Origin of the sequence: Seonamhaeicola sp. NFXS20, assembly GCF_049132085.1 — a bacterium.
GTDB lineage: Bacteria > Bacteroidota > Bacteroidia > Flavobacteriales > Flavobacteriaceae > Seonamhaeicola.
The window spans coordinates 15,593-31,936 of sequence record NZ_JAFMPU010000016.1 but is presented as its reverse complement, the minus strand read 5'-3'; the positions used below and the strand labels follow the sequence as shown (position 1 = coordinate 31,936).

The 16,344-nt window shown below is 30.4% G+C and carries 7 protein-coding genes; all 7 read left to right on the top strand.

The annotated features are described in order from the left end of the window. The first annotated feature begins 757 nt into the window (after positions 1-757). Positions 758-3,319 (top strand): DUF4955 domain-containing protein, encoded by a 2,562-nt coding sequence (locus J1D01_RS16545; RefSeq protein WP_421151636.1) that lies wholly within the window; start codon positions 758-760, stop codon positions 3,317-3,319. 237 nt (positions 3,320-3,556) lie between these two features. Beyond that, the gene (locus J1D01_RS16540) at positions 3,557-7,663 is read left to right on the top strand and encodes a hybrid sensor histidine kinase/response regulator transcription factor (protein ID WP_421151635.1); all 4,107 of its coding nucleotides are present in this window, start codon (positions 3,557-3,559) and stop codon (positions 7,661-7,663) included. A gap of 149 nt (positions 7,664-7,812) precedes the next feature. After that, positions 7,813-10,992: a SusC/RagA family TonB-linked outer membrane protein gene (locus tag J1D01_RS16535; protein ID WP_421151634.1), complete on the top strand. Its 3,180-nt coding sequence runs from the start codon at positions 7,813-7,815 to the stop codon at positions 10,990-10,992. 10 nt (positions 10,993-11,002) lie between these two features. Continuing rightward, entirely contained in the window at positions 11,003-12,583 is a 1,581-nt protein-coding gene (locus tag J1D01_RS16530) for a RagB/SusD family nutrient uptake outer membrane protein (protein ID WP_421151633.1), read from the top strand. 46 nt (positions 12,584-12,629) lie between these two features. Continuing rightward, a complete protein-coding gene (locus J1D01_RS16525; protein WP_421151632.1) occupies positions 12,630-13,559 on the top strand; it encodes a DUF5017 domain-containing protein in 930 nt (309 codons plus the stop codon). A gap of 213 nt (positions 13,560-13,772) precedes the next feature. Continuing rightward, positions 13,773-14,783: a T9SS type A sorting domain-containing protein gene (locus tag J1D01_RS16520; RefSeq protein ID WP_421151631.1), complete on the top strand. Its 1,011-nt coding sequence runs from the start codon at positions 13,773-13,775 to the stop codon at positions 14,781-14,783. A 234-nt stretch (positions 14,784-15,017) separates the two neighbouring features. Then, on the top strand, positions 15,018-16,295 hold the full coding sequence (locus J1D01_RS16515; RefSeq protein WP_421151630.1) for a glucuronyl hydrolase: 1,278 nt from the start codon (positions 15,018-15,020) through the stop codon (positions 16,293-16,295). The last annotated feature ends 49 nt before the right edge of the window (positions 16,296-16,344 follow it).

Genomic DNA, 16,344 nt, shown 5'->3' with positions numbered 1-16,344 from the left:
AATTAAAATTTTTATTTGAAAGAATATAAAAAAATAGCAAAGAGAATTCACTAAAGATGATTGCGGTTATGACTGTAATTATGATGGTAGCCTTTTTTGTAAGGGGAATAGTTATTAGATATATGTGAATTCTATAATTTTTTACAAAAAATTATATCCTTTATTCAGGACGGACCAATATGATCTTGTATTTTACTGTAATAGGTTGACTTAAATTAAATACTTTTAGTAATTATTATACCTGATCTTAATGAAACTCTTAAAAAAAAAGTAGCTTTTGTATATACTAGCTCTTAGTAAAGAAGTGTTAATGCATTAAGATAATGATAACACGATACCAATATTCTTATTAAACTATAGTTACAAGTATAATAATTTGTTAAAACAAATCAAATCAACATGTTTCTTTACGTTTACAAAATTTTAATGTTTACGAATATTGAACAGTTGGAAATGATGGATATTAAAATATACTATTTTTAAACAACGTTTTAAATTTCAAAATAAAATCAAGACTTGAGAGGGTTATTAAAACTGAGAAAACAGTTTGGGGAGGTGAACCTGAAAGTGATATAATTACTAACCATCTATGTCCAAAAAAAATTAATATCCTAATAATTACATTAAACAGCAGCTAGTTTTTAGTATATAATATTATTCATGATTGACGAAATAACACCTGTTAATTGGATAGGTAGCCCCTAAGTGATGTAATTATGATTAAGTAATTTGCGCTATAAATTTAACTAATATACTTGTGAGTAAGATTTTTATTAAAATTTCTCTGCTAATTATTATATCTGTTCTGCATAGATTTGTTGAAGCTCAAAACCCTAGTGCTTTATATCAAAATTGGGTTGATGCTCAAGTTAATGGAACAGAACCTATTTTGCCAACATTTAGCTATGCAGGTTATCATAATGGAGAAGTAGGATTACCAACTTCGTTTACACAACCAATTTTTGATGTTACGGAATATGGAGCAGTTCCAGATGACAGTATTTCTGATAAATCGGCTATAATTTCCGCCATTTCCGCAGCAGAATCAAGCCCAACAGGAGGAGTTGTTTTTTTTCCTCCGGGGCGCTTTATAGTCAATGATAAAAATGTAGATGATTTAAGCGAAGTCATAAGAGTCTCTAAAAGTAATATTGTTATTAAAGGAAGTGGGACTGGATCAGGAGGAACGGAAATATATCAAGTAGATTATACAACACATTCAGAAATGGAAACTAAAGATTGGGTTTGCCCATATTTATTTTTATTTTGGAATGGAGAAGATTCTGTAAATAATTTTATAACTGAAGTTACTGGTAATGCAGCTAGAGACACTTATTCTGTTGAAGTAGCTGATGCATCATCCATAAACGTAGGTCAATGGGTTGAATTATATATTAAAGATACAACCCCGAGTTTATTAGCAGAAGAGCTTGATCCTTATACCACAGCGGATCTTTATGAACCTTCAAGTTTAAATATTGTAAATAATGGGGTAGAAGTAAGAGAAATACATAAGGTAGTTGGTAAGAATGGTAATACTATTATATTTAAAGAACCAATACATCGAGCTGTTGATGCAACCTATGATTGGAAAATAAATAACTTTAAAGCTCTTGAAGAAGTAGGAATTCAGGATTTAAAATATACAGGTGGTTTTATTTGGGAGCATATACACCACAGAGCACCACAAGAGTTATTTCCAGATGAGTCTGTAAGTGGACCCAATGCTTACTTAAGTTCATCGGGCTGGAGTGGTATACAATTTAATCATGTAATTAATGGGTGGATTTCAAATATTGAGTTTTCTAATATGTCTCAAGTTGCTCAATTTAAATTTTCTGCTTATTGTACGGCACTAAATAATTCTTATACAGGAAATCCGGGGCATAATTTTATTGTAACCAACTCGTCTACGGGCTGTCTTATAGGAAAGAATATAGATTATACAACAGGGATATGGCATGGTTGTGGTGTTAATGCTTTATCTATTGCCAATGTGCTTTGGCGTAATGAAAGCCCTCTAAATGGAAACTCAGGAATGGAAAGTCATGCTAGTCAGCCAAGAAGTACTTTATTTGATGCTTGTAAAGGTGGTTTCTTTTTTAACCAAGGAGGCTCAATAGGAGCATTACCAAATCATTTAAAGAATTTAGTATTGTGGAATTTTGAAGGAGTTTCTTATCAAAGTTCAAATGTTAAATCATGGCGTCCTAATTCTGAAACGGTTTATACTAAGTTTTTAACACCTATAATTTCTGGTTTACAGGGGTTTACTATGTCAGATGAGGTTAATCAATATCAATATAACGAATCTCCAGGAGTACCTGTAGACGAAGAGTCTTTGTATGAAGCTCAATTAAAATATAGATTGGGTACGCTACCTACTTGGATTGATGAAGAAGGAATAAGCCCTTTTTATCCTATTTTTTATTATGAAGATTTTGGAGCCGAAAACAGAGGCTACTCTGTTCAAATTATAGCTAACCCCAATTTACAATCTGAAGACCAGATTGGTAAACGAGTGAGTGATATACCTGACGCAACAGATTCTAATGGTCAGTTTATAGAAACACGACCCGAAAATAGGATTCCAGCAGATCAGCCAAGAGACCAAAGAGCACTTTCAATAGTAGGAACATCTTCCAATACAAATTATGGCTTAGAAGCTTGGATAATAATGCAAACTATAGATGTGTCTCCAGAAAACCCATATATAAGTATTAATGATAATTATAAGTATGTAAGTTTTTGGACAGAACAGCGTTATGCTAATGGAGGTATTTCAAGCTTAGAAGTTTTTATTTCAACCGATTATATCAATGATGTTGAATCTGCAACTTGGACCAATGTGACCTCCAATATAGGGCAAATAGCTACTTCAGATAAAAACCCTCAAACTTATATTAAGTCTGTTTTAGATATTTCAGGTTATGATAGTAAAACATTTACCTTAGCATTTAAATACGTAAGTAGCTCTTCTAGTTGGTCATCAACAACAAGAAATGGTACATTTTATATTTCAGATGTTAAATACTTTGTGTCAAACGCTAATTTATCAAATGAATATATTAAAAAAAGAAATTCAATAAAAGTCTATCCAAATCCTGTTTCTAATAAACTCTATATTAAAAGTAATAACAGTTCATTTGAACAGGAAACAGTATCTTTATTTAATGTGTTGGGTAAGCAAGTCTATTTTAGCAAAGATATTAATGGTATTGATGTTTCAGAATTAGCAAAAGGAATTTATTTTTTAAAAATTAAAGGAGATGACGGTAGTGCAACAGTAGTTGAGACAAGAAAAATAATTATTCATTAAATAATTGTAAGGTTACAATTAAAAATAATAATTTTTAAAGTATTGCTAAACGAATTTTTAAGTCGTATTATACAACTAATTTTGCTATGAGAATTTTGAAAATAGGTATATTGAATATAATTAAGTTTTTATAGGAAAATAACCAGATGTGTTCGAGCACAAAAATTGGTCTTTCTTACTATATTTGTTAAGTTAATTAATTAGAATAAACGTATCATTTTTAGAGTTTTAGTTTACATGAAATTAAGGTATATTTTCTTCATAATATTTGTTTTTGTTGTAAAAATTACTACTAATGGACAAGTTAATACAGAAGATTATAATACCTTAAAACTTAAACATTTTTCAATTTCAGATGGTTTATCACAAAGTTCGGTACTCGCCATACATCAGGATAGAGATGGTTTCCTATGGTTTGGTACACGAGATGGCTTAAACAAATATAATGGGAAATCATTTCAAGTATTTAGGCATAGTAATCAAGATTCAACTAGTTTAAGTCATAGTTTAATAAAATGTGTAATTGAAGATAGTAAAGGTGATTTATGGGTGGGAACTGTTGATGGTTTGAATAAATACATTCCAGAAAACGATGCTTTTATTAGGTTTTATTATAATACAAATAAGTTAAATTATGAGAATAATGAAATTTGGGATATTGTAGAAGCCAGTGAAGGGTATTTGTGGTTAGCAACCAGTATGGGATTAAAAAAATTCAATACAAAAACCAATGAATTTGTAGATTATCCCTATCCAAGGCAAGGAAGCTATATCCTTAAAAAACCTATCCGTGCATTATTATGGGTTGAAACAACAAAACAACTTTGGGTTAAAACAACAGAAGATATTGTAGTTTTCAATGTTCATAAAAATACTATAAAGCGTTATCAATACCCTGAAAACTCGCCAAAAGAACTTAATAAAAATAATGTTTCTGTATTTTATCAAGATAAAAGAGGACAAATTTGGTTGGGATTTAAAAATGGACTAGCTATTTTAAATCCTAAAACAGATAAATTTGAGTTTTTTAAAAGTAAGTATTTAAAAAAGGCAAAGATAAATATAAAAAATGTTCGGAGTATAGTTGAAGATAATGTAGGTAATTTATGGGTTGGAACTTATAAAGGATTATATATATATAGTAATAATAAAGATGTTTTTTTTCATCACTTACATGATGAAAACAATCCTAATAGTTTAAGCCAAAATTCTATTTATACTATTTATGAAGATAATAGAGGAGATGTTTGGATTGGCACATATGCAGGAGGAGTAAACTATTTTGATAGAAGTTTTGATGTATTTAAACATTTTTCAGCAGGAATCAGTAACAAGAAATTAAACTATAGTGTTGTAAGTTCTTTAGTTGAAGATCAAAACAATAACTTATGGGTTGGTACTGAAGGGGGCGGGGTAAATGTTTACAATGTAAAAACAAGAGCATTTAATTACTTAACTCACGAGCCTAACAATTCTAATAGTATTAGTGCTAACAATGTTAAGGCCATGATACAAGATCGTAAAGGGAATTTTTGGATCGGAACACATGATGAAGGACTTAATTTTTTAAATCCACATAAAAAGCCTTACAAATTTAAAAAATATAAGAATAACCCTAAAGACGAAAACAGCTTAAGTGATAATAGAATAATAGCTCTTCAAGAAGATACGGAAAATAACATATGGATAGGGACGTCAGGAGGAGGATTAAATGTATTAAATACAACTACTAATTTAATTAAAAAGGTTGATACTGAAGAATTAACAGGAAAAATTATTTATACTATATCGCAATCTTTAAGTAAGGATACATTATTTGTTGGTGGAGATAAGGGGCTGTGCAAAGTCAATGTAAAGACAATGTCTGTAGTACCAATTCATTATTTAGGAAGCGAAATGGCAAAACAGTCTGCTCGTGCCGTACTAAGTATATATCAAAGCGATGAAAATAATATATGGGTTGGAACAGAAGGAGACGGACTTTACTGTTACAATTTTCATCGTAGAGAATCTACAAAATTTGGAACTTTACAAGGGCTACCAAACGATATTGTTTATGGTATTTTGCCAGATAATCAAGAAAACATTTGGCTAAGCACTAACAAGGGGCTTTGTAGATTAAACTTGAATACTTTTAATGTTAAAAACTTTAATGAATTAGACGGACTTCAAAGTAATGAATTTAACTATGGAGCTTATCTTAAAAACCGAAAAGGAGAGTTGATTTTTGGAGGGGCTAAAGGCTTCAATATTTTTAATCCAGAAAACATTAAGGAGAATACTTATATACCTCCTGTTTTAATAACAAAAATAAATATTAATAATAGGAAGATAATAAACATTACAGATAATGTAAATGAAATTGTACTAAAACATAACCAAAATGTGTTTAGTTTAGATTTCTTTGCATTAAGTTATTCTCAACCAAACAAAAATCAGTATGCTTATAAATTAGAAGGCTTTGATGAAGAATGGAATTTTATTGGAAATAAAAACTCAGCAACTTATACAAATTTAGATGCAGGTAATTACACCTTTAAAGTAAAAGCATCTAATAATGATGGGCTTTGGAACGAAGAGGGAGATTCTATAAAAGTAAAAGTGCTTCCGGCTCCATGGTTTACATGGTGGGCTTACTTAATTTACATAGGTATAATTATTATACTACTTTATCAAATCAGAAAGTACAGTTTAATAAGAATTCAGGAGCGCAATGAACTCAAACAAGAGCGTCTTGAAAAAGAAAGAATAGCAGAAGTAAATAAAATGAAACTTCAATTATTTACTAATATCTCTCATGATTTTCGTACCCCTCTTACACTGATCATTGGTCCGCTAGAGCGTTTGTTAAAAAAAGATTATAGTAAAACCTTTATCAAAGAGCAGCATGAAATCATGTATAGAAATGCAAGTATATTAATGGAACTTATTAACCAACTTCTAGATTTCAGAAAAAATGAGGCAGGTAAATTAAAAATAAAGGCTTCAGAATTAAATTTAGTCTCTTTTATAAAGGATATTAAACAGTCATTTGATGAGTTGGCTAGAGAAAAAGACATAATATTTAATTTTTCTTTTAAAGAGGAAAAAATAAAAGTATGGTTAGATAAAACTCAGGTGAAAAAAGTGGTGTTTAACCTGTTATCAAATGCTTTTAAATTTACTCCCAAAGGAGGAGAAATTACATTGAGAATTTCAATTAGAGAAAAAGTGTATAAAGGGGTAGTTAAAAAGTATGCAACCATAGAAGTAGAAGATAATGGTAAAGGTATCCCTAAAAAAAACATCAAATATATTTTTGATAGATATTATCAATTAGGTGAGCGTTCAGGAACAGGTATAGGTTTGGCTTTAGTTAAAAATCTTGTAGAATTACATAAAGGATTTGTAAAGGTAAAGAGTAAAAAAAATGTAGGAACTACTTTTAAAGTTTTCTTTCCTTTAGGTAAGAATCATTTAAGTAAAGATCAAATAAGTAAAAAAAATATTGAAGATGATACTTGTAATGTTAAAAAAACAGTATATGTAGATAAGGAAATAATGTCTTTAGATACTAATAATCTATTTAAATTAAAAGAAATAGATAAAAATCTATCATCTATTTTAATTGTAGAAGATAATTTGGATGTGCGTAAATTTATCAGAACTATTTTTGAAGACACATATAACATATTTGAGGCTCCAAATGGGAAAAAAGCTATTAAATTAGCTAAAAATAATGCTATTGATTTGATAATTAGTGATATCATGATGCCTGAGATGGATGGTATTGAATTATGTGATAAAATTAAAACTAATATAAAAACTAGTCATATTCCAATACTCTTATTAACAGCAAAAACTTCGAAAGAATATAAAAAAGTAGGTTTTCAAACAGGAGCAGATGCTTATATAACTAAACCTTTTGATTCTAAAATATTAGAACTAAGAGTACATAATTTAATTAGTTCAAGAAAAAAATTAATAGATAAGTTTAAAAAAGATCTTATTCTTCAACCTAAGGAACTCACTGTAACTTCTGCTGATGAACTATTCTTAAAAAAAGCTATAGAATATGTTGAGGCCAATATATCTAATTCAAATTATACCATAAAAAATTTTGTAATAGAAATGGGAGTTAGTCGTTCTGTGCTTTATAGAAAATTAAAAGCATTAACAGGGCAATCTATATCAGAGTTTATTAAGACAATAAAATTAAAACGCGCAGCACAACTTATAGAGCAAACATCAATGACAATTTCAGAGGTTGCATTTGAGTTAGGCTTTAATGATTTAAAAAACTTTAGAGAGTCATTTAAGAAAGTGTTTCATAAACTGCCATCAGAGTATAAAAAATCTAAATAAGTAAGTTTCTTAAAAAAAAATGAGCAATAATAGGAGGAAATCAAATAAATGAACAGTTTTCCTCCTATAAATAATCATTAATCCCCCTATGTAAACATTTGTTTCAATATAAGTTTACATAATCAAAATAAACTAAAATTTTAATTATAATGACTAAATTTATTAACGTGATGAAATTCTTTTCATTCAATTTTAAAAAAAGAAGGATTACATTATTACTACTCTTTATAGTTACTAGTATGGCTACTAATGCTCAAGTAAAAACTATAACGGGTATAATAACTGATGAGGTTGGCTTACCGTTACCTGGGGCAAATGTACTTGAAAAGGGAACCAAAAATGGAATTACAACAGACTTTGATGGTAAATATGTATTACAAGTAACAAATGAGTCAGTTCTGTTAATAAGCTATTTAGGTTACAAAACATCAGAAATATTAGTAGGAGAACAAAAAGAAATAAATTTAAGTTTAATACCAGATTTACAACAATTAGAAGAAACGGTTGTTGTTGGATATGGTTCTGTAAAGCGAAAAGATGTTACTGGTTCTGTAGCATCTGTTAAAATGGATAAATTAAACGAAGCTCCAGTAACTAATTTTGATCAAGCTCTTGCGGGACGTGTTACAGGTGTTCAAGTAGGTTCAGATTCTGGTGAACCAGGAGCTGGTTTAGAAATAATCATTAGAGGAAGAAATACAGTTAATGGAGATAATTCTCCATTATACGTGTTAGATGGTTTTATTATTGAAGATTTTAACCCAGGTATTTTAAATCCTACAGATATACAGAATATAGATGTTTTAAAAGATGCTTCGGCGACAGCTATATATGGTGCCCGAGGAGCTAATGGTGTGATTTTAATAACTACAAAACAATCAAAAAACGAAAAAACAAGCGTGTCTTATGAAACTAGATTAGATGTTAAAAATGTAGCAAATAAATTAGATGTGTTGCCAGCCTATGAATATGTTAAGCTAGCTTACGAAATAAATCCAGGAGGAGCTACAACAAGGTTTTTTGTAAACGAAGAAGATCAAGTTGTTGGTAATGTAGAAGATTACAAAGATTCCCCTGCAGTTAACTGGCAAGACCAAGCATTTAGAACAGCTTATTCTAAAACACATACTTTAAAAATAGGTAGTGGGAATGAGGTTACAAAGTTGAATGCATCTATTAATCTTTTAGATGATCAAGGTACTTTGCTTAATTCTGAATATAAAAAAATAAATGGACGTTTAAATTTAAGACATAAAATAAACAACAAATTAGATGCTACTTTAAATGTTATTTATGCTAATACAGAATTACAAGGTTTAAATACTAAAGGTAATACTGCTTATTCTTTTATGAGAAACCTAATAACATACCCCAATGTAGTTAATAAGTTTGTTGATTATGGTGATTCTAATCCTTTGTATGGGATAAATACCGATGAATTTGATGTTAATAATATTTTTAATTGGCACCCCATTGTTTCATTAGAAAATGAATATAGAAAACGAGAAACAAATCAATTTATCTCTAACCTTTCTTTGAGATATAAATTAACTTCAAACCTAACATTTCAAACAAAAGGTAGTTATAATGGAGATTTTAGAACAACAGGTATTTTTAATAATAGTAATACAGTATATGGAAGGTTAATTAACCCAATTAACGGTATTAACGGTAGTATGAATTACCAAAATTATAAAACGTTTTCTGCAATAAATACATTAACATATAATAAAAATTTTGGTAAGCATAATTTAAACGCTTTAGTTGGTCATTCAATTAATAGAAAAAAAGTAACTAGAACATATATTACATCTATACAAATACCACAATATGCAGAAAGTCAAGGGATAAATTCCTTAGATGAAGGAACCTTAAATTCATTAGACGACATTAATGGAAGTGAAGTAACTAGGTTAGAATCTCTATTAGCTAGGCTAAATTATGCTTACGATAATAAATATTTGCTAACAGCATCAATTAGACGAGATGGATCCTCAAAATTTGCTCCAGGACATAACATTGGTTATTTTCCTTCTTTAGCACTTTCGTGGAAGGCAGAAGAAGAGGCATTCATTAAAAAGTTAGATTTTATTTCTCAGCTAAAATTTAAGGCTGGTTATGGAAAAACAGGAAATGACAGAATTGATGGAGATGCAAGGTTTGATCTATATACATCAAGTTTAGCTTCATATTACATTAATGGTAGCGAAATTTTAGGGCAACGTCCAACATCATCAGGAGCCAACCCTAATGTAGAGTGGGAAATAACAGAACAATATAATGCGGGTGTAGATCTAGGTTTTTTTGATGGACGTATAGCTGCCTCTGTAGAAGTCTATGAGAAAAATACTAAAGATTTACTTATTAATGCAGATACTCCACCATCGCAAGGTATAAGTACTATATGGAGAAATAGTGGTACGGTACGAAATAGGGGATTAGAGGTTACCTTAAGCACAATAAATATTAATAATAAAAAATTTAAGTGGACAACAGATTTTAATATATCCTTTAATCAAAATAAGGTAATGTCATTACCAGAAGGTAAGCCTATTTTTGGTAACCCTAATTATTATCAAAGATATAGTTCCAACCAATTTATTGTAGAAGAAGGACAGCCTTTAGGTAACATGTTTGGATATATTTCAGATGGGGTTTATCAGCCAGAAGATTTTGAAAACTATAACCCTGATGATGCTACACATGTGCTTTTAGCGGGGCAACCTGATTACGATGGAGGATCTGCTATACGTCAAGCAGGTGATGAAAAATATAAGGATTTGAATGGTGATGGTAAAATAACTTCAGATGATAAAACTGTAATAGGTAATGGTTTGCCAAAGCATTTTGGAGGGTTAGGAAACACATTTTCATATAAAGACTTTGAGTTAAGCTTATTCTTTCAATGGTCTTATGGCAATGATATTCTAAATGCAAATCGTTTAATTTTTGAAGAAATGGCATATTACGGGCAAAATCAATATGCAACGGTTTTGGACAGATGGACTCTAACTAATCAAGATACAGATATGTTTAGGGCTGGAGGAAGAGGTTTTGAAGATGTGTCTTCAAGAATAATTGAAGATGGGTCATACATAAGGTTAAAAACAATTAATTTCTCCTATAATTTTTCAAAAGAATTAGTGGAAAAGTTAAGTGTAAATAAAGCATCAATTTATCTAGCAGCGCAAAACTTATTTACATGGACTAACTATAGTGGCTTTGATCCAGACGTGTCAGTTAATAGTTCCCCAATCATGCCAGGGGTAGATTATTCATCATATCCCGTAAGTAAAACAGTAAGCATAGGTTTAAACTTAACATTTTAAAAAAAGAATTATGAAAGCTAAAATTTTAATTGTCATAATGTTTTGTGTAACGTTATTGAACAGTTGTGATGAAAAACTAGATATATTACCACAAGACGGAATAGGTTCAGCTACTCTTTATCAAGATGAAGCAGGAGCAACAGCAGGTTTAATGGGGGTATATAGTAGAATCGTTAGTGCTTATAGAGAATCTATTATAAACGCTATGTATCCATCATCAGGAACTGATGAAGCATTTGAAAACAGAACAGAAAATAGATCTTTTGTAGAAAACAGTTTTACTAGTAGTAATGCAGATGTGTTAAGTGCTTGGACATATTTTTATGAAGGCGTTAATGCTGCTAATATTATGATAGTTGAAGTAGAGAATTCAGAAGGGCTTACTGAAGATCAAAAGCTAGAGTTCACAGCAGAAGCACGCTTTATAAGAGCTTATCTTTATTTTGAATTACAAAAAAACTTTGGAGGAACTGGAGGTATCCCTATGCCTACAGAAAACACTTTAAAAGAATTGTTGCCAAGAACTGAGGGTACAGAAGTTTACAACCAAATTATATCAGATTTAGAGTTTGCAGAGGAAAATTTGGGTGATATTCAAGAGGTTACACCAGGAAGAGCCAGTAAGTCAGCTGCACAAGCTTTATTGGCTAGAGTATGCTTATATAGGGCAGGAGAACCGTTTAATGATGCTTCATATTATGAAAAAGCGAGAGATTGGGCAAAAAAAGTAATTGATAATGATTACCATCAGTTAAATACAAGCTATGAAGACGTTTTTAATAAACTAGCACAAGAGCAATATGATACTAGAGAAGTCTTATTTCAAATAGCTTTTTATTACGGTAACCAAAACCAGAATCAATCAGGTAAATTAGGATCAACCATGGGATTGAAAGTTGATGATGGTGAATGTAATAATAGAGGTTATGCTTTGTTCTCTCCAACAATAACTTTAACTAATGCTTATAGAAATGATCCAACTGATGAAAGAGGTCTTTGGAATACCTCTCCCTTTTATATACCAACTAATAATAATTGTGAATTTGCAACATCTTATAACCAATTAGCATATGCAACTTCTAAATACAGACGTCTTTTAGAGTCTGGAGGAACAGGTAGTTATGGACCACATCATTGGCCAGTGTTAAGGTATTCTGATGTGTTATTAATGTATGCAGAAGCCGAAAATGAATTAAATCCAGGGTCTGTATTAGCCTTAAACGCCGTAAATGAGGTTAGAAATAGAGCAAAAGCAACCCCTTTAACAGGTACAATAACTAAAGAATTAATTCAAGAAGAGAGAAGGTTGGAGCTTTGTTTTGAAGGATTACGTAAGTATGATTTAATACGTTGGGGTATTTTAGAAGAAAAAGTAGAAGAGACCTTAATAGCATTACAAGCAGCTGATGGTTCTGAAAATACAGATTGGCCTATTTATGGTACAGGAACCCCTACTACAAGAACTAATACTTTGCAAAGTTATTATTTAGATAGTTATTTCAACTATGTTGATGATAAGCACAAGTTATTACCTATACCAGAACAAGAAATTGGAGCCAACAATTTAATTAATCAAAACCCTAACTGGTAATATGTTAATTAACAGAAAGAATAATGAAATGATTAAAAACAAAAAAATGAAAAGATTTAAAGGTATAATAGTAAGTTTATTTCTATCAGTTTCTTTTATTCAAAGTTGTGAAGATTTTGAAACTGTTAGTGAACCTAATTTTACAGTAACTCCAGCTTTAGAAACGGTAAAATCAGGGGAGCCAGTAGAGTTTATAGTAGAAAATGCACCAGATTTTTTAACATTCTATTCAGGAGAATATGGGCATCAATATGAATACAGAAATAGAACAAATGCAGAAGGAATAGTAACTATGTCTTTTGAAAACTCACAAAAATGGGGCTTGGGGTCTAATGCAACAGGAACTTTTACTGTTTGGTATTCTAGAGATTATGACGGGTCAGGAACAGTAGAGGCTGTTAATAGTGCAACATGGGTTGAAATTACTGATCGTTTTGACATATCTACACGTTATGATTTTACTTTTCAAAGCTCAGGTATTGTTGATATTACAGATTTAGCAGATGGTAATACCATATACTTTGGATTCAGATATTTTTCAGATAATACAGAAGATAGAGGTGCTGAATGGTATTTCAACGATTTAAAAATAGAGATGCAAATAGATGATGCTCCAGCTCCATTAACCATAGCAAATGAAACTGAACCCGGTTTTATTCCTGTAGATGTACAAGGAATTGTTGATGCTTGGAATGGCGCTAAATGGTACTGGGATTCAGGAAAAGGGCATTGGAGAATGAGAGGGAATAGTCACAATATAGTTAATGAAGATTGGCTAATTACTAAGGCTATCAATTTAACAGCAGTTGAGCCAGATACAGGTATAAGTTTAAAAAACTATTCAACATTATTAGATTCATTTGATTATACATATTCAGAAGCAGGAACATATAATGTAACATTAGTTGGTAATAACACAACAATTCATGGCAGTAAAGAAAAAGTAGAACAATTTATAATAACAGTAACCGATTAATAACTTACAAAACGTTACTTTCTAAAGCCAGCCTTTTATAGAGGTTGGCTTTTTATGTTTGGGGTATAATGATTAACAACGTTGTTCAATCTGTTTTTTTTGTAGAAATTGGTTAAATAACCACTTTAAAATGATTAGTTAACCACTATAAAAAGAGAGGCCTGAATTTTACTTTTAGAGTCTAAAATATTTAGTAACTAAAACGTATTTGTCATGAAAAACATTACACAAAATCTTTTCTTTATTACAACATTTGTATCATGCCTGTTTACAAATGCTCAAATAACAAACACCACAGGATTACCAGGTGAGGATTTAATATTTTACGAAGATATGAGATATCTAGATGCTTCAGGTGCCTCAGGCTATATAATTACTGTTACTTCTGCAGGTGTAAGTCCAAGTGGTAATTCTAGTATCCCTGATGATGGTTTGGCCGCAGGCCAATTAGGCTATACAAGACCTAGTAACAACTATCCTGCAGGTGATACTGTAGATAATCGTTCGTTAAAAATACAAGCAAACGATGGTTCTGCTAATTTTGATACAGATGTATGGATAGTTGTTAATCCTATAGATTTGAGTGATTATGATGCTGGATCTAAGTTTTTTACATTTTCAACTCGTACAACTTATCGTGAAGATGGAGGAGCAAATTTAGATACCGATACTTCAGTACTATATGCTACAGATTTTGTAAAAGGAACAGATCCTACTACCGTAACTTGGACACCTATATCAACAACACCAGTAGGAGACTCTGCTGATATGGGAGCAGATGGCGTGTGGACAACACAAATGGTAGATTTGTCTGGGGTTACTTGTGGTACTCAATTTGCTATAGCCATAAGAAGGCAATCTAGTATTAACGGACCAACAGGAGGAGTATTTGATAGTGCAACTAACAGAAATGGTACTTTTAATTTATCTGATCTCGTATTTACTGGTTCAACATCTCCAATTTTATCTTTAGATAATGAAAATATATCGGCCACAGAAATTAGTGTATATCCTAATCCAGCAATAAAAACTATTAATATAAGTGCGGAAGTTAATTCTATAGATATTAAAAATGTTAGTTTAATTGATATATCAGGTAAAGTTGTTTTGAGTACAGACTATACAGAAAAAATTAATGTTAGTAATTTATCTCGTGGTTTATATCTGATAAAATTTGAAAAACAGGATGGAGGAATTATTACAAAAAAAATAGTATTAAACTAAAAAGGTTTAAGTAATAGAATCTCTAAAAAATAATTAGGTTTCAATTGCATTTTTAAGAATAGTAGTTGAGACCTTTTTTTGCTTAAAGTTCATTGTTTTGTATGTGTTGGTCAATTTTAGCTACTTTAAAGAACAAAAATCCCCTAAAACATTATCCGTAAAAAATAATCTTTGTTTAGATTTTAAACAATAAATGATTTATAAAAAAACAGATAAAAAATAATATATAATAATATGAAATCGAGATTAATAAGCAAAGGTTATTGGAATTTTAAAAAGGAATTAATGTTATTATTTAAAATACTTTTTTTATGTATAATCTTATGTTTTATTGGTTGTAAAGAGAAATCAAATAAGGAAATTGTAACTTCTAACAGAAGTTTAGAAGCCTTTAATTTGAATAAATATATTAATGATTGTAAGTCTCAATTAGAAATTTCAGTTCCTAAATTAACAGATCTTAGCAAACATCCTCGTTTGATAGAAACAGACTCTATAGAATGGAAAGAAGTGCCTAATGATAGATTAGTATGGACATCAGGTTTTTACCCAGGTATTTTATGGTATATGTATAATATAACAAAAGAAGAAAAATGGAAACGTGAAGCTATTAAACGTACTGAGGTTTTCGAAGATTTTAAGACTATAACTGAACATCATGATATTGGGTTTATGATGTTTCCCGCTTACGGAAATGGTTATGAAATAGGCGGAAAAAAAGAGTATAAAGATATACTCATAACATCTGCAAATTCGCTGGCCAGTAGATTTAACCCTAATGTAGGAACTATAAAATCATGGTCTAATAAAATGCATCCGCGTTGGCAACAACATATTACAATTATAGATAATATGCTCAATTTAGAATTGTTGTTTTGGGCTGCAAAAAATGGAGGAGATAAATCACTATATAATATAGCGGTTACACATGCAGAAACAACAATGAAAAACCATTTTAGACCAGATTATACCTCTTGGCATGTTTTAGAGTATGATACAATAACAGGTAAGGTTTTAAATAAGCATACAAAACAAGGTTATGCAGATAATAGTCGTTGGTCTAGAGGACAAGCTTGGGGTATTTACGGCTATACTATGGTGTATAGAGAAACACGTGATAAAAAATTTTTAGATTTTGCACAAAAAATAACCGACAAATATCTATCGTTGTTGCCAGAAGATATGGTGCCCGCTTGGGATTTTGATGTTCAAAATAATCCCAAAGAAGAAAAAGACGCCTCAGCAGCGGCTATTGTAGCCTCAGCATTATTAGACTTAAGTACTTTTGTGAAAAATAAAGTTGATCAAGAACGTTACTATCAGGCAGCTTTAAAAATGATTAAATCTTTGGGGTCAGATAAGTACTCTGCTGTTGGTAAAGCAGATTCATTCTTGCTTCATTCTACTGGGGCTAAATCATTAGGACATGAAATAGATGTAGCTTTAATCTATGCTGATTATTATTATATAGAAGCATTAAGTCGTTTAAAAAATCTATATAAAAATCAATAAAATAAATCAATCTGAGTTTAATGTTTGTCAATTAAAATGTTACAAAATT